15 protein-coding genes are annotated in these 14,877 nt (G+C 68.0%); 5 read left to right on the forward strand and 10 right to left on the reverse strand.

Annotation, left to right across the window (positions count from 1 at the left end; genetic code table 11):
• The first annotated feature begins 1 nt into the window (after nucleotide 1).
• Nucleotides 2-460: an SRPBCC family protein gene (locus AB0M14_RS27050; protein ID WP_364999601.1), complete on the forward strand. Its 459-nt coding sequence runs from the start codon at nucleotides 2-4 to the stop codon at nucleotides 458-460.
• Nucleotides 457-2,070 (forward strand): FAD-dependent monooxygenase, encoded by a 1,614-nt coding sequence (locus AB0M14_RS27055; protein ID WP_364999602.1) that lies wholly within the window; start codon nucleotides 457-459, stop codon nucleotides 2,068-2,070. Before AB0M14_RS27050 ends, AB0M14_RS27055 begins: the two co-directional genes overlap by 4 nt.
• Here AB0M14_RS27055 and AB0M14_RS27060 read toward each other — a convergent pair.
• From AB0M14_RS27060 to AB0M14_RS27085, 6 genes are all read right to left on the reverse strand, one after another.
• Nucleotides 2,043-3,833: a BTAD domain-containing putative transcriptional regulator gene (locus tag AB0M14_RS27060; RefSeq protein WP_364999604.1), complete on the reverse strand. Its 1,791-nt coding sequence runs from the start codon at nucleotides 3,831-3,833 to the stop codon at nucleotides 2,043-2,045. The two genes, AB0M14_RS27055 and AB0M14_RS27060, sit on opposite strands and share 28 nt — an antisense overlap.
• 8 nt (nucleotides 3,834-3,841) lie before the next feature.
• The gene (locus AB0M14_RS27065; protein ID WP_364999606.1) at nucleotides 3,842-4,471 is read right to left on the reverse strand and encodes a class I SAM-dependent methyltransferase; all 630 of its coding nucleotides are present in this window, start codon (nucleotides 4,469-4,471) and stop codon (nucleotides 3,842-3,844) included.
• A 246-nt stretch (nucleotides 4,472-4,717) separates the two neighbouring features.
• Complete coding sequence (locus AB0M14_RS27070) at nucleotides 4,718-6,940, reverse strand: acyl-CoA dehydrogenase (protein WP_364999607.1); 2,223 nt, start codon at nucleotides 6,938-6,940, stop codon at nucleotides 4,718-4,720.
• A gap of 3 nt (nucleotides 6,941-6,943) precedes the next feature.
• Nucleotides 6,944-7,738 carry an enoyl-CoA hydratase-related protein gene (locus AB0M14_RS27075; RefSeq protein WP_364999608.1) on the reverse strand — a complete coding sequence of 265 codons (795 nt, stop codon included), beginning with the start codon at nucleotides 7,736-7,738 and terminating at the stop codon, nucleotides 6,944-6,946.
• Nucleotides 7,735-8,748, reverse strand: coding sequence for a TIGR03617 family F420-dependent LLM class oxidoreductase (locus AB0M14_RS27080; protein WP_364999609.1), 1,014 nt, complete (start codon nucleotides 8,746-8,748; stop codon nucleotides 7,735-7,737). Before AB0M14_RS27080 ends, AB0M14_RS27075 begins: the two co-directional genes overlap by 4 nt.
• Entirely contained in the window at nucleotides 8,745-9,992 is a 1,248-nt protein-coding gene (locus AB0M14_RS27085; protein WP_364999611.1) for a cytochrome P450, read from the reverse strand. Before AB0M14_RS27085 ends, AB0M14_RS27080 begins: the two co-directional genes overlap by 4 nt.
• A 143-nt stretch (nucleotides 9,993-10,135) precedes the next feature.
• On the opposite strand from AB0M14_RS27085, the gene AB0M14_RS27090 reads away from it, so the two are divergent.
• Complete coding sequence (locus AB0M14_RS27090) at nucleotides 10,136-10,729, forward strand: TetR/AcrR family transcriptional regulator (protein ID WP_364999613.1); 594 nt, start codon at nucleotides 10,136-10,138, stop codon at nucleotides 10,727-10,729.
• 4 nt (nucleotides 10,730-10,733) lie between these two features.
• Nucleotides 10,734-11,210 (forward strand): GNAT family N-acetyltransferase, encoded by a 477-nt coding sequence (locus tag AB0M14_RS27095; RefSeq protein ID WP_364999615.1) that lies wholly within the window; start codon nucleotides 10,734-10,736, stop codon nucleotides 11,208-11,210.
• A 43-nt stretch (nucleotides 11,211-11,253) separates the two neighbouring features.
• Here the strand turns inward: AB0M14_RS27095 and AB0M14_RS27100 are convergent, their stop codons facing one another.
• From AB0M14_RS27100 to AB0M14_RS27110, 3 genes are all read right to left on the reverse strand, one after another.
• The gene (locus tag AB0M14_RS27100) at nucleotides 11,254-11,895 is read right to left on the reverse strand and encodes a LysE family translocator (protein ID WP_364999617.1); all 642 of its coding nucleotides are present in this window, start codon (nucleotides 11,893-11,895) and stop codon (nucleotides 11,254-11,256) included.
• An 82-nt stretch (nucleotides 11,896-11,977) separates the two neighbouring features.
• A complete protein-coding gene (locus AB0M14_RS27105) occupies nucleotides 11,978-12,616 on the reverse strand; it encodes a hypothetical protein (protein ID WP_364999619.1) in 639 nt (212 codons plus the stop codon).
• 15 nt (nucleotides 12,617-12,631) lie between these two features.
• Nucleotides 12,632-12,985 carry a PEP-utilizing enzyme gene (locus tag AB0M14_RS27110; RefSeq protein ID WP_364999621.1) on the reverse strand — a complete coding sequence of 118 codons (354 nt, stop codon included), beginning with the start codon at nucleotides 12,983-12,985 and terminating at the stop codon, nucleotides 12,632-12,634.
• Between the two features lie 85 nt (nucleotides 12,986-13,070).
• Here AB0M14_RS27110 and AB0M14_RS27115 point away from each other — a divergent pair, with 85 nt between their 5' ends.
• Nucleotides 13,071-14,267: an FAD-dependent oxidoreductase gene (locus AB0M14_RS27115; protein ID WP_364999623.1), complete on the forward strand. Its 1,197-nt coding sequence runs from the start codon at nucleotides 13,071-13,073 to the stop codon at nucleotides 14,265-14,267.
• Between the two features lie 130 nt (nucleotides 14,268-14,397).
• Here the strand turns inward: AB0M14_RS27115 and AB0M14_RS27120 are convergent, their stop codons facing one another.
• Nucleotides 14,398-14,688, reverse strand: a complete 291-nt coding sequence (locus tag AB0M14_RS27120; RefSeq protein ID WP_364999625.1) for a hypothetical protein — start codon at nucleotides 14,686-14,688, stop codon at nucleotides 14,398-14,400.
• Between the last annotated feature and the right edge of the window lie 189 nt (nucleotides 14,689-14,877).

Raw genomic sequence — 14,877 nt, forward strand, 5'->3', positions numbered from 1 at the left:
GATGCAAGTCATCACACGTTCGGTCATCATCGACGCACCGGTCGAGCGGGTCTACGAGATTTCCAACCGCATCGATCAATGGCCGCAAATGATCCCCGAATACCTGAAAGCGGAGATCCTGCGCCACGAAGGCCGCAAGATCTGGTTCCGATTGACCAACGCCGACAACGTCTCCTGGGTGTCGTGGCGCATGTTGTATCCGCCGTTGATCTCCTACGCGGAGCGATACGAGCCGCTGGCCCCGTTCACCTTCAATCACCTCACCTGGGTCTATCAACCGCTTCCCGGGTACCGCAGCCAGATGACCTGGGACATGTGTTTCGAGCTGGCCGAGGACAAGCGGGACGAGGAGCCGCAATGGCGGGAGCGGATGGCAGCGCACACCGCCGCGAACCAGGAGGCGATGCGCGAATACATCGAAACGCTGGTGCGCGAACCTCTGTCGCCGGGTGCGCGATGACTGCCGTCGAACGGGTGCCGGTGCTGATCGTGGGCGGCGCGGTGAGCGGGCTGACGCTGGCCGCGTTCCTCGCCCACCATGGCGTCCGGTGCCTGCTCGTCGAGCGGCGCGAACACCTCTCGCAGCACCCGCGGATGAACGATATCGGGCCGCGAACCATGGAGTTGTTGCGTGTCTTGGGTTTGCACGACCGGGTTCGGCAGCTCGACGAAGACCGCGAATCCTCGATCCTGCGGGTCGACACCCTGGCCGGGCGCGAACGCGACCGGTTCCGTATGGGCGGGCCCGCGGAGTTCGGTGGCCTGACCCCGGAGAAACAGGTGTGGTGCGACCAGGATCAACTCGAACCGGTGCTGCGGGATCGCGCCGTCGAACTCGGCGCCGAACTCCGATTCCACACCGAGCTGACCGATTTCGAGCACGACGAACGACAGGTGCGGGCCGAGTTGCGCGAGGGCGGAACCGGCTACCGCAGCACTGTGATCGCGGACTATCTGATCGCGTGCGACGGCTCGGGCAGCGCGGTCCGCGAGGCACTCGGCGTCGGTTATGCCGGACCCGGCTTGCTGGCGCTGCAAGCGGGCATCCTGTTCCGTGCGGATCTGACCACGGCACTGCGCGGCCGGAGTTTTGTCTTGTGCCTGGTCGACGACCTCGAGGCCGTCAACTCGGGCCTGCGGCTGACCGTCTTGCTGCAACGCAACCTGAACCGGTGGACACTCAGTGTTCCGCACGATCCGGAGGCCGACGCGGCGCTGTCGGCGCCGCGCTGCGCCGAACTGATCCGCCGCGCGGTCGGCATACCCGATCTCGATGTCGAGGTCCTCGGGGTGGATATCTGGCAGATGCGGGCCCTGCTGGCCGGCTCATTCCGGCGCGGTCGGGTCTTCCTGGTCGGGGATGCGGCCAAGACGCTGCCGCCCACCGGCGGCTACGGCGGTAACTCGGGCATCGACGACGCGCACAATCTCGCCTGGAAGCTAGCCGCGGTACTGGCCGGCACGGCCGGGCCGGGCCTGCTCGATAGCTACGAACTGGAGCGAAAACCCGTCGCGCAGTTGCTCATCGAGGACTCCGTGGTGCGCGCGGGCATGCTGCTCGCCGGCGCGGCGGAGGGCGGCTCGCACCAGCCCGCCGACCGTCCGGGCAAGGCCGACATCTGCCTGGGCTACCGCTATCACCTCGGTGCGCTGATACCCGAGCAGCCCGACAACGGCGCCCCCACCGAGGATCCGCGGACACCGACCGGCCGGCCCGGCACGCGGGCGGCGCATGTCGTCTTGGCGCGGGACGGCCGGGAGCTGTCCACCCTGGACCTCTTCGGATCGGATTTCGTCTTGCTCACCGGCTCGGCGGGCGGGTCGTGGGAACACGCGGCGGCCGAGACCGCGGTGGTCGTCCATCGGATCGCGACCTCCGGTCCGGGCCTGATCGACGTACACGGGCGGTGGGCCGAGGCCTACGGCGTCACCGAGTCGGGTGCGGTGCTGGTACGACCGGACGGATTCATCGCTTGGCGCAGCCGGTCGGCGGCAGACCCGCCCGAGGACAGCTTGGGCACCGTGCTGCGAACGATTCTGGCTCAGCCGGTGTCCAGTTCGGTCAGATAGCGGGCGACCATGGGATGCACCACCATCGGCTTGCGTTCGATGGTGCAGGGACCGAGCACGGTCACCAGACCCGAGTCGATCAGGCTCAGCAGGGCGAACTCGGTTTGCGTCGGCGTGGTCGGGGCGAGCCGCACCGCGTCGGCCACGGCGAACGGGCCGTCCCGGAGCTCGGCGATGCTGCGGAAGACGACGCGCTCGACGGCGTCGAGGTCCCGATAGACCGCGTCGATTCGATAGAACAGATCGAATCCCAGATTGGCCAGATCGGAAAGGCGCACGCCGTCAATGGGATTCGCTATCCGGCTGGACAGGTGCTCCAGCGGGTACCACGGCGAACAGGTCAACCGGTCGCCGATGAACCGGATGGCCAGGGGCAGAGCCCCGACGGTGCGGATCAGCTGTTCGGCCGCGCGTTCCTCGCGCCGGATCCGTTCCGGTCCCACAATGGCGGCGAGCAGGGTCAACGCCTCCGAGGTGGACAGCGGATCCAGCCGGCGCTTCTCGACGCCGAACAGCCCCTTCGGCGGCCGGCGGGCGGTGACGATCGTCGCCGCGCCCAAGGGCAGGTGCGGCACGAGGTCGGCGGCGCGATACAGATTGTCGAGCACGACGAGGATCCGGCGTCCCCGGGTGATCGAGCGGAACAGCGAGACCGCTCCGGTCAAGGTCGTCGGCAGCTCCCGGTCGCCGACGCCGAGCGCCCGCAGCAGATCGGTGAAAGCGCCGAGGCCGGGCCGATCCGCGTACTCGAGGTCGATATGGAGCTGACCATCCGGAAACGACTCCGCCACCGCGTGCGCGATCGTCAGCGCGAACGCGCTCTTCCCCACGCCCGGCATGCCGTGCACGCAAATGGTGTCGAGCGCGGTCCGCGAGTTCGTTGTCAGGAAATCGACGGCCGCGTCGACGGTCTGCCGCCGCCCGACGAAATCCGAGACCAGCGGCGGCAATTGGGCCAGCATCCCCGGCTCGCGGATCCCGCCCGCGGCGGCGGGGATCGGACCCAGGCCGCCGCCGAGGATCTCGAGATGGAGTCGCTGGACCGGCTGACCGGGTTCGATACCCATCTCTCCGGCCAGCCGGGTGCGCAGCTGCCGGTAGACCTCGAGCGCGTCCGATCTCCGGCCCGACCGCGCCAGCGCGGCCATCAGCGTTTCATGAAACCCCTCATGAAACGGATTCTGCGCGATATGGGCCGTCAGCTCCCCGATCACCTGATCGAACCGGCCGAGCCGCATCTCGGCGCGCAAGCGCATCTCCATCACCTGCCGGTGGCGTTCTTCCAGCCACGCCACCCGGGTATGTAGTCGCTTGCCGAGGATGACATTGCGCAGTGGCGCACCGCGCCAGCACGACAGCGCCTGGCCGAGACAGTCGCTGGCTTCGGACACCTTCTCCGGGCAGTCTTCCGCGATGCCCGCCCGGAGCAGGTGCGCGCCGCTGTCAGCGAGACTCTCGAACTCATCGGAGTCGACGTAGGAGTCGGTGAGCAGCAGCGAATAGCCGCCGCGCTGCGTCACGATCAGATCCGCGCCGCACTTGGCGAGGGCTTTGCGCAGCGCGTAGATGTAGGTGTGCACGGTCCGGTCCGGCTTGGCCGAGGTCGGGCGATGCCAGAGCTCGTCGACGATCCAATCGATCGGGACCGTCCGTCCGTGCTCGATGGTGAGCAGGGCCAGCATGCTGCGGACCTTGGACTGCCGTGGAGTGACGTCGACGTCATCGACCTGTACCGAAAACTCGCCGAGAACCGTGACATTCACTGGAGCCTCTAATCACATGGAATCCGACCACGCGGGTACCGCGCGGAGAAGAGGCAGACGACACCCGACCGGGTGGTTCGAACCTCCTCGAAACGTGCCTCCAGTTCGTAGGTGATGTCGTCGAGGCTGTCAGCCCGGTTGTCGAAGGAATTGCTGCCGTTGAGACGGCGCTGCAGCGCCGTGGACACCGCGTTGTGCCGATTGTCGATGCCGAGAATGGTGCTGCCGAAGATCCGGGCGCCGGGGCCCAGATGGGGCGTGACATTGTCGAAGACGACGGCCTTCTGCGCGATGGTGCCGGGCAGGCAGTGCAGCAGGAAGTTCATCCCCACCGAATCGAATTGCGCCGCACCGAGGTTCAGCGGCTTGAAGACATCGCCCCGCTGGGTGCTCGGCTGATATCTGGCGATCCGCTCGGCGGCCGTCGCCAGTGCGGCATCGCTGAGGTCCAGCAGCGTGATCGACGGGGTTCGGGTGGGGAATGTGCACTTGTCCAGGAACCAGCCCGTGCCGGGCCCGAGGTCGAGATGGCGCACCCCGACCTGATCGTTGTACTGCGCCAGCATCGTCGAGCGCGGACACCGCCAGACCCAGCGACTGACCAACCCCAAGATCAGCCAGTCGTAAACGGCCAGCATGCGGCGATGGTACGGCTCGATCCCGGCATGAATGCGGTCCTCCGCCGGCGCGGGGTCGCCGGATCGGTTGTGTTCCACTCTCCGGCCTCCGCTTCATGAAACGCAGACCCAGCGGGGTATGCGGCCGACCAGCACAGGTCGCGAGATCCCCGAGGGCTCACCGGATATATCGTAGGGACCGGATACATCGTAAACGAGGTGTCGGGCTCTTTTCTGTGAATGTGTTGGGGGCGTTGGACTTCGGCGTCAGCGTGGCAGTCCCAGGATTCGCTGTGCGATTACGGTGAGTTGTATTTCCAGGGTGCCGCCCCCGATGAGGACGGCGGGCAGCCCGAGGTAGTCGATGGCGTAGGGCGCCTGGTCGCTGTCGATGCTGCCCAACGGTCCCAGAACCGACAGCAGGGCCCGCGAGCTTTCGCGTTGGGCCATGGCGTGGAAGACCTTTCGGATGCTGGTGGCCGCGGCGTCGGTGCTGCCGGGACGGTGCAGGCGGGTCAGTGCCGCGCGCAGGTTCAGGGCGGCCACCGACATTTCGCGGGCGGTGTTGCGACCCAGCACGCGCTGGGCTTCGGACTCGGTGCCGGCGTGATCGCCCCGGCGCAGCATGTGGCGCACCAGGCGGGCGGAGCCGTGGCCGAAAGCGGCGGTGCCCATGGCCATGCGCTCGTTCGACAGCGTCGAGACCGCCAGCCGCCAGCCGTCGCCGGGTCCGGCCACCACACAGTCGTCGGCGACGAAGACCTCGTCGAGAAAGACCTCGTTGAATTCGGGGACACCGGTGGCTTGCCGGAAGGGGCGGACGGTGACGCCGGGAGCCCGCATGTCGACGAGGAAGTAGGTCAGGCCGGCGTGTTTCGGTGCGTCGGGGTCGGTGCGGGCCAGACAGACGCCCCAATCGGCCTCGGCCGCTTGAGTATTCCAGACCTTCTGTCCGGTCAGCCGCCAGCCGCCCGCGGCGCGGCGAGCTCGGGTGCTGAGCCCCGCCAGATCCGAACCGGCGCCCGGTTCGGAGAACAGCTGGCACCACACCAGCCTGCCCTGGAGGGTAGGGATGACGAAGCGGGCGCGCTGCTCCTCGGTCCCGTGGGTGAGCAGGGTCGGCAGCACCCATTCGGCAATGCCGAGCGCCGGTTGCGGCAGTCCCCGGCGCGCGAATTCCGCGGCGATGACCGCTTGTTCGCGCGGCCCGGCGTCGAGACCGTGTGGCGCCGGATAGTGCGGCGCGACCAGCCCGGCCGCCGCCAGCCGCGCACGCCGGGCACCGCCGCGGGCGGGCGCCCAGCCCGCTGCGGGTCGATCGTCGTCGGGCAGGGCCACGACCTCGTCCAGGGTCGCACCGACCTCGGCGCGGAGCAGCGGTAGCGTGTCGGCGTCGACGAAGGTGAAGTCGCGCTCGCAGGTCAGGGCCGTCGCGCCGAGGCGGGCCGCCCAACGATCCTCGGTTCCGGCCACGGCGGCGATACTGATGGCGCGCCGCCAGAACAGGTGTGCGTCATGTTCCCAGCTGAAACCGATTGCGCCGAGCAGGGTTACGCACTCCAGGGCTTGGTCGACGGCGGCGGGTAGCGCCGTGAGGGCCGCGTGCGCGGCGGCGAGGCGTTGCTGATCGGTGCTGTCTCCGGCCGCGCGGGCGCTGTCCCAGGCGGCGGCGCAGGCGACCTCCGCGCGCACCAGCATGAGCGCGGCCTTGTGCTGAACTGCCTGGAAACTGGCTACGACGCGGCCGAATTGCCGGCGGGTGCGGATATGGGCGACCGCGGTGTCCACGCACCAGGCGGCGATACCGCTGGCCTCCGCGCCGAGCAGGGCGGCGACGATCAGATCTGTCCGTGCCGGATCGATGCCGGACACCACCGCGGCCGCCGGGACGGCGAAGTCGTGGAATTCGAGCCGGCCCATCGATCGGGTGAGATCCAGCGCGGTGTCGACGATGAGCGTGGCCGCCGCGGAGTCGATCGCGTCGGCATCGAGCCAGAACCAGATCGTCTGCGCGGAATTACGCACAGCGACAAGGGCTTTGTCGGCTCCTGGCAGTCCGATCGCCGGGTCGGAGATGCCGCTCACGCGCCATTCCCCGGCCCGCGGGTGCGCGACCAGCGCCGCCCCGGTCACGACCGCGCCGGTCGCGCCCGCGGCGTAGGCGGCGAGCAGGTCGTCGGCTCCGATCTCGGCCGCGAGCGCACCGGCCAGGACGGTCGGCAGGTACGGGCCCGGAAACAACGCTTTCCCGAGCTGTTCGACGACAACGGCCAGCATCGGCAGTCCGCAGTCCGAACCGCCGTGGCGGGCCGGCAGGTGCAGGGTGTGCAGACCCTGGGCCAGCACCTGCCGCCAGAGCTCGCCGGGATCGAGACCCCGCCGGTAATCGTCCAGGCGAGAACGGGTTTCGCCGATCGGCGCGTGCCGTCGGGCGAAAGCCGCGATCGACTCGGCCACGGCGTGTTCGTCGTCGTCGATTGCCAGCGGCATCGGCTACTCCTCCTCGGTCATCCGGGCCGACCACCGCGGCGGGCGGCGTTCGAGGAAGGCGCGCACACCTTCGGCGGCATCCGGGGTGCCCATGACCCGGTGGTGCAGATCGGTCTCGCGGGCCGCGACCTGCGCGGGATCCAAGCCGAGGCTTGCGGTGTCCCAGAGCAGCCGCTTGCACAGCGCCACCGACAGCGGGGCGGTGTAGGTGGCGATGTCGTGTGCCAGCTCCAGCGCCGTGGGCAACACCTGGTCCGCGGGCACCGAGCGGCTGGCGAGTCCGAGCCGGACCAGCTCCGCGCCGGAGTACCGGCGACCGGTCAGCATCATCTCCGCGGCGGCGGCCATACCGGCTAAATGCGGCACGGTCCAGTGCGATACGGCATCGGGGACCACCCCGAAGCGCACCTGCGGGATGGCGTAGGCCGCGTCGTCGGCGGCGATCCGGAGATCGGCCTGCAACGCCAGCGTCAGCCCGATACCGACGGCGTGGCCGTTGAGCGCGGCGATCACCGGCTTGCTCAGCTCGAAAGCCGCCGGCTGGACCGGTGCGGCGCTGAACCCGGAATCGGCGGGGGCTTGGAAAGTCCGCTCGCCTGTGGACAGGTCCGCGCCCGCGCAGAAGGCCGGTGGCGTTCCGGTGAGCACGATGGCGCGGACGGACTCGTCGGCGTTCAAACTCGCGTAGTACTCCCCCAGCGCCAGCCCCATGTCCTTGGTGAACGCGTTGCGATGTTCGGGCCGGTTCAGCGTGAGAACCGCTACGCCACTGTCTATTTCGAGGCGTACCGCGCTCACTCGGCCGCTCGCAACGCCGCGATCAGATCCGCGATATGCCGGTCCGCGATGGGGTAGCCGGGGAAATAGCAGCACACTCGATCGGCGTGCGCGCCGAAGCGGCGCAGTATCTCGGCGGCGCACTGCTCAGGGGTGCCGTGCACGGCCAGCGTCGTCAGCATCGAGTCGTCGATCAAGTCCAGCATGGCCGGATAGGCACCGAGCTTGGACAGCCGGTTGAGTTCGGGTTGTAGCTCCGCCCAGCCCTCCACCTCGAGCACCGGCCGGTAGGCGGGCGTCGACCCGTAGAAGGCCAGCAGCGACCGCACGCCCCGCGCCGCGGCGTCCAATTCCGCTGCGGTACGGCCGGTTCCGACGATCACCTGTGGATAGATCCGGAAGTCCGCGGGCGTTCGACCGGCGCGGTCGAGGCCGTCGGCGACGGTCGGCAGGGTGCGCTCGGTGAAATATCGGGCGCTGTTGAACGGCATCACCAGCAGTCCATCCGCTACCTCGGCCGCGGTGCGCGTCATGTGCGGGCCGAGCGCCCCGAGGCAGATCTCGGGCGGGCCGTACGGATTCGGGCCCGGGTCGAACATCGGCGGCATCAGCGTGTGCGAGCTGAACCGGCCCTGAAATCGCAACGGCGCGTGGCCTTCCCACGCGTCGAAGACCGCCTTGGTGGCCTGCACGATCTCCCGCATCCGCGCGGCGGGCTCGGACCACGCACTGCCGTAGCGCTTCTCGATATGCGCACGTACCTGCGAACCCAGCCCGAGCCGGAATCGCCCCTGGCTCAGCGTCTGCAGGTCGTAGGCGAGATGCGCCAGATGAATCGGACTGCGCGGCAACGCGACCGCGATATTGGTCATCAGGTCGGCGCGCACCGCCCCGGCGGCCAGCGCCAGCGGCAGGAATACGTCGTTGGGGCCCTCGAAGGTGAACAGGCCGTCGGCCCCCAGCGCGACCAATTCGGTGGCGCGTTCGGCCGAATGCTCGATGCGGCCGTCCAGTTGGATGTCGACCTTCATTCGGTGGCTCCGCTTCGGTAGTCGACCGGGAATTCCTTGATCCCATTGAGCCACGCCGACCGGAGCCGGCGCGGCTCACCGAGCCGCGCGATGTCGGGCAGGTGGTCGGCGATGGCGTTGAAGATCAGATCGACCTCCAGCCGGGCCAGGTTCGCGCCGACACAGAAGTGCGCGCCGGTGCCGCCGAAGGACAGGTGCGGGTTGGGGTCGCGCTGGATGTCGAAGAGATGCGGGTTCTCGAAGACCTCTTCGTCGAAGTTCGCCGAGCGATACAGCATGACCACGCGCTGCCCCTTGCTGATCCGCACGCCGCCCAGTTCGGTGTCGGCCAGGGCGGTGCGCTGAAAAGAGCTCACCGGGGTCGCCCAGCGAATGATCTCGTCGGCCGCCGTCGCCGGGCGTTGCGCCTTGAACAGTTCCCACTGCTCGGGGTGGTCCAGGAAGGCGATCATGCCGTGGGTGATCGCGTTGCGGGTGGTCTCGTTGCCCGCCACCGCCAGCAGCATGACGAAGAAGCCGAACTCCTCGGAAGTCAGGGCCTCGCCGTCGATGTCCGCCGTAACCAGCTCGGAGACGATGTCGGCGGTGGGTGTCGCCTTGCGGGCCTCGGCCAGCTGCCAGGCATAGCCGAGTACCGCGGTGGCAGCGGCGGTCTGGTCGATGTGCGCGTATTCGGGGTCGTCGTAGCCGGTCATCTCGTTGGACCACTGGAAGATTCGGGCCCGATCCTGCGGCGGTATGCCGATCAGTTCCGCGATCGCTTGCAATGGCAGCTCGCACGCGATCTGAGTGACGAAGTCGCCGTGCCCCGCCGCGGCCGCCGCGGCCACGATTTCACCGGCGCGAGCGGACAATTCGCCGCGCAGCTGGTTGATGGCGCGCGGGGTGAAGCCCTTGGCGATCAGGCGCCGCATCCGGGTGTGCGCGGGTGCGTCCATATTGATCAGCGAGACCCGCTGCATCTCGATCATCTCGCGGGCGATGTCGTCGTTGAACCGCGGTATCGCGGTGTTCTCGAAGCTGGAGAAGACCTCGCTGCGGCGTGAGACCTCCTTCACCTCGGCATGCTTGCTGACCACCCAGTACCCGTCGTCGGCGAACCCGCCGACGCCGACGGGTTTCGGGTTCCACCAGATGGGCGCGCTGCGACGCAGCTCGGCCAGTTCCGCCGTCGGCACCCGTTGTGCCCACAGCTCCGGATCGGTGGCATCGAATCCCGCGGGAAGGTCCGGTCTGCTGGGCACGCGCACTCCTTCGTTGACTTACGTAACAACCAATAACGTAAGTAAGCGAGTTGCGATAGTGCCCGGCCCACTGGGCGGGACTGCTGCTCGACAACGGATTCACCTCGGAGCGAAGGAGATTCGCGAGTGATTAGCATGCGACGATGACCACCTCACCGCGCCCGCGCACCGGCCGCCCCCGCGACGCCGGCAAAGATCTCGCCGTCCTGGTGGCCGCCCGCAAACTCCTCGCCGAGGTGGGCTACCAGGAGACCACCGTGGCCGCGATCGCGCGCCGCGCGGGAGTCAACCCGCCCGCCATCTACCGCCGGTGGCCCAGCCGCACCGCCCTGCTCGAAGAGGCCGTCCACGGGCCGGGCGGACACCCCCTCCCGGAACCCACCGGCGACCTGCGCGCCGACCTGCGCACCTGGGCGCGCATTTTCCTGGCCCGCGCGGCCAGCCCGGCCGCACGCGCCGGGGTCCCCGGCCTGCTCGCCGATTCCCATACCGAACAGGCCCGCCGCCGCCTCCTGGCCATCGGCGCCCCGGTGCGCGAAGCCTTCGCCGACCTCCTCGGCCGCGCCGTCGCCACCGGCCAGATCCCACCCGGCGCCGATCCCGAGGTGCTATTCGAAATTCTCTCCGGCACAACAACATTCCACGCACTGGTACGGGGCGGGGATGATCACGACGGCTTCGCCGACACCCTCGCCGACGCGCTGTACGTCATGGCGGTTCATCTGCCACCATCATGACAAGGTGCACATACGCCCCAGTACCCACGCCGACCTCGAAACGATCGTCGGCATGCTGACCGAATCCTGGGGCGGCACCACCGTGATCGTGCACGGCACGTGCTACGACGCTGCCCGGTTACCGACGATCCTCGCCGAACGAGACGGCCGGATCGTCGGCATGCTCACCTACGCCCTCGACGACGACAGCCTCGAGATCGTCACCCTCGACGCGTTGGAACGACACACCGGCATAGGCAGCGCACTACTGACCACTGCCACCGAGCTCGCTCGCCAGGCCGGCGCCGCACGGATTCGGCTTGTCACCACCAATGACAACCTCGACGCACTGCGGTTCTATCAACGCCGAGGCATGCGCATCACCGCCGTCACACCCGGCGCCGTCGACTCCGCCCGCACCCACAAACCAGGAATCCCCGAAATCGGCGACTACGGCATCCCCATCCACGACGAACTCACCCTCGAAATGCACTGCGGGTAACCACCCTGGGTCGACCATTCGCCTGGCCGTCGCGAGTCAGCTTTCAGGCCGGAACCGGGCGGGTTCGGTCGGTGGCCAGCAGGACCGCGACGGCGCCCAGCATCGTGCCGGTGATCCAGCGTTGGGCGCGCAGCCAGAGGGGCCGGCCGGACAGAAACGCGGCGACCGCGGCGGCTCCCAGCACGATCAAACCGTTGACGGTCAACGCGATACCGATCTGCACGGAGCCGAGCAGCAGGCTCTGCAACCAGACCCGGCCGTGCTCTGGCGTGACGAACTGCGGGATCAGGGCCATGTAGATGATCGCGATCTTGGGATTGAGCAGGTTGGTGACCAGGCCCATGGTGAAGAGTTTGCGGGTGGAGTCGGCGGGCAGGTCGGAGGTTTCGAACAGGGAGAATCCGCCGCGCAACGTCTTCCAGGCCAGGTAAGCCAGATATGCGGCGCCGGCCAACTTCATGCCGAGATACAAGCCCGGCACCATCGCGAAGATCGCCGTGATCCCGATGGTGGCGGCTACGAGATACACCAAGAACCCGACCGCGACGCCCGCCAGGGACACCAGACCGGCTCGGCGGCCCTGCGAGACGGCGCGCGAGACCAGATACATCATGTTCGGTCCCGGCGTGAGCACCATCGCCAGCTCGGTTGCGGCCACTCCAAGTACCGCCGTGGTTGCGATCATGCCCTCATCCTCGGGCATAGGCTCCTCGCCTGTCGCGAGCCAGCGGCGATCAACTGGCCTGGCTATCCGGGGTTGTTGCCGCCTATAGGCTGGACTCGAGCGCTCTGTCGATACCCAGCGTGGCGATGAGATCCTCGTGTAGTTCGAACCAGACACGGTGGGCGGAGTCCTGGCTGGTGCCGGTGATCATGTCGGGATCGTCGATGGCGCGAGCCAGGGCGGCCGTGAAACGCGTGTCGTAACCGGAGAATCGTGCGAGTCCTTCGGTGAGCTTGTCCGTCAGCGGAGCCAATTCCACTGCGAGACCGGCTAATTCAGTCAGGATCCGGCCATCTTCCCGCGCGTCGCCGTGATCGTTCTCCTGCATGCTGCCGTCGGGTAGGACCGTCAGCTGCCACGCTGTGCAGGCCCGCACCAGCCGCGCGTTGAGCGGACGGAATCCGCGATAGGCCGCTTCCACCAGTGCCTTTGTCCCGCTCTGAGACAGCTCGTCGGCCAGTTGACGTTCGTTCTCCGCGCGCCCGCTCTCGGTCAGCGACCATCCGGCGTCCGTCCCGAACCGGAAGCGGCTGATCCACTTCCACTCACGGAAGTCCCGTAGATGTGACTCGGCGAGCCCGATCGGCATACCGAATCTGGCTGCCGCGGCGGGCGTATCGACGAAGCCGCCGAGCCGAATCGCGTGCAAGGCGAGCAACGAACTGCATGAAACATGCGTCATCCCAGTTCTTTCCCTTCAATCCGGAACAACGGCGTGAATCCGGCCGCTGGTCCCGTCGACCGACACTGTCCGGTGATTGGCCAGGGCCGCCATCGCGCCCTTGGCCGCCACCACCGCCGGGATGCCGAACTCGCGAGCGACGATCGCCGCGTGCGACAGAATTCCCCCGGTTTCGGTCACCACCGCGGCGGCGACCCCGAAGAGCATCGTCCACGCCGGATCGGTTGTCCGGCAGACGATGACGTCACCCGGTCGAACGGCATCGAAGTCGTCGACACTGCGCACCAGCCGGACCGGGCCGACGGCGACACCCCCGCTGGCTGTGACGCCGGTGACGATCGGCGCTTGCGCGGAATCCCGTTGAGGCATGCGTCAACCATAGGTTGACGAAATGCTGAGCGTCAACTACTAGTTGACGCAATCGAGTCGCCTTCACCGGATCCTGGAGTCACCCATGTCAGATCTCGAGAACCGCACCCCATCGCACCCTGGCAGGCGCGCGGTGATCGTCGGCGCCGGCATCGCTGGTATGGCCACCGCCTTGCGGTTACACAGGCAGGGCTGGGATGTCGTTGTGGTCGAGCGCGCGCCGAGTCGTCGCAGCAGCGGCTACCTGCTGAACCTGCACGGACCCGGATTTTCCGCCGCCGAGCGCCTCGGGCTGGTCCCGGCGTTGACACCGCGCGATATCGGGTTCTTCACCTCCATCCTGGTGCACGCAGACGGGCGGGAGAAGTTCCGGCTGCCGGCCGCTGTCACCGAGGCAGCGGTCGGCAGCCGCGCACTGAGCTTGTTCCGCGGTGACTTGGAATCAGCGCTGTACGACGCGGTGGCGGGCCAGGTGGACTTCCATTTCGGGACCACCGTGCAAGCCGTCGCACAGACTCCCGCAGACGTCGTCGTCACACTCAGCGACGGCACCCCACTGCAAGCCGAACTTCTCGTCGGCGCCGACGGCGTGCATTCCCGAGTGCGCGAACTCGTCTTCGGCTCCGAGTCGGACCATCTCGTGGACCTGGGCCACATGGTCGGCGCGTTTCCATTGGAGACACTGCCCGAACAGGTGCCGGAAGGTTTCGGCAGCACTTTCATCGGCCCCGGGCGCACGGCCGCGGTGATGAACCTGGGGCCGGAAAGGTCCTCGGCGTTCTTCGCCTACCGCTGCACCGATCCCGGCGGGGACCTTGCCCTGGGCGCGGCGCCCGCCCTCACCCAGGCGTTCGGGGATCTCGGCGGCGGCGTCGCCGACGCGCTCCGCCAGCTCGAAACCTCCTCCGACACCGCCTACTTCGATTCGGTCGGCCAAGTCGTCATGGATCACTGGAGCCAGGGCAGAGTCGTCCTGCTCGGCGACGCCGCTTGGTGCGTAACGGTTTTCGCCGGCTACGGCGCCGCTCTCGCCCTCGACGGCGCCGACCGCCTCGGCACCGCGCTGACCGAACACGACCACATACCCACCGCTCTCGCCACCTGGGAAACCTCGTTGCGACCGGAGGTTCGCAAACGACAAGCACTGGCCCGCAAGGGAATCAGCCGGTTCGCACCGCCGTCACGCGCCCATGTCTGGGTCGGCGAACAGATGCTGCGCGCCATCCAGCTCCCCGGCATCCGAACTCTCGTTCAGCGCGCCATCGCGCGCGCCAACAACTGACCCCGGCTACGCCTCGGCACTGATCGAATCGGGCGCGTCGGTCAAGACCGTGCAGCACCGGACACAGGCGGGACGGAGGCGGTGGACTGAGGTGCAGGCCCGCCTCCGACCAGGTGTTTCTGCGCTTACGTCAGATCACCGAGTTCATAATGGTGCCCGCGCTGGTGGCGACCGCGCCGCCGGCCATCGCGCTGGCGATCATCTTCGGGGACTGCAGGCCGCCGCCGTTCCATTTCTCCCAGGCGAAGCGGCCGCCGCCGTAGGTGATGGCGGTAATTCCGGAAAGCTGGACCAGCCAGGTGAAGTAGCGGCCCATCTGCATCAGTTTGTCGGCCAGCGGCGGGGCCTCGGGGGCGGGGTTGCCGACGACCTGGGTGAGGACGGTGTCTTGTAGCGCGCAGAGGATCAGGCTCACTGTCATGCTCCTTAATGGATGCCGAGGTGAAGAAATTCGCCGACCGTGCGGTCTTGTTCTCTGCGGCCCATTCAACAACACCTAAAACCGCTGGCAGAGCCGACACACCGCACCTGTCCTGCCCCCTTGTCATCGGGTTTGCGCACCTCACCCCCCATGCCGCGAATCCGGCTCTCTTGCTTGGGCGATACCGGC

The organism is Nocardia sp. NPDC051832, from assembly GCF_040681285.1.
In the GTDB taxonomy this organism is placed as follows: domain Bacteria; phylum Actinomycetota; class Actinomycetes; order Mycobacteriales; family Mycobacteriaceae; genus Nocardia.

What these genes read in the sequence shown, in the direction of transcription:
- AB0M14_RS27050 (WP_364999601.1), top strand. Translation starts at nt 2, where the DNA reads ATGCAAGTCATCACACGTTCGGTCATCATCGACGCACCGGTCGAGCGG.
- AB0M14_RS27055 (WP_364999602.1), top strand. Translation starts at nt 457, where the DNA reads ATGACTGCCGTCGAACGGGTGCCGGTGCTGATCGTGGGCGGCGCGGTG.
- AB0M14_RS27065 (WP_364999606.1), bottom strand. Translation starts at nt 4,471, where the DNA reads ATGCTGGCCGTTTACGACTGGCTGATCTTGGGGTTGGTCAGTCGCTGG.
- AB0M14_RS27070 (WP_364999607.1), bottom strand. Translation starts at nt 6,940, where the DNA reads ATGCCGCTGGCAATCGACGACGACGAACACGCCGTGGCCGAGTCGATC.
- AB0M14_RS27080 (WP_364999609.1), bottom strand. Translation starts at nt 8,748, where the DNA reads ATGAAGGTCGACATCCAACTGGACGGCCGCATCGAGCATTCGGCCGAA.
- AB0M14_RS27090 (WP_364999613.1), top strand. Translation starts at nt 10,136, where the DNA reads ATGACCACCTCACCGCGCCCGCGCACCGGCCGCCCCCGCGACGCCGGC.
- AB0M14_RS27100 (WP_364999617.1), bottom strand. Translation starts at nt 11,895, where the DNA reads ATGATCGCAACCACGGCGGTACTTGGAGTGGCCGCAACCGAGCTGGCG.
- AB0M14_RS27105 (WP_364999619.1), bottom strand. Translation starts at nt 12,616, where the DNA reads ATGACGCATGTTTCATGCAGTTCGTTGCTCGCCTTGCACGCGATTCGG.
- AB0M14_RS27110 (WP_364999621.1), bottom strand. Translation starts at nt 12,985, where the DNA reads ATGCCTCAACGGGATTCCGCGCAAGCGCCGATCGTCACCGGCGTCACA.
- AB0M14_RS27115 (WP_364999623.1), top strand. Translation starts at nt 13,071, where the DNA reads ATGTCAGATCTCGAGAACCGCACCCCATCGCACCCTGGCAGGCGCGCG.
- AB0M14_RS27120 (WP_364999625.1), bottom strand. Translation starts at nt 14,688, where the DNA reads ATGACAGTGAGCCTGATCCTCTGCGCGCTACAAGACACCGTCCTCACC.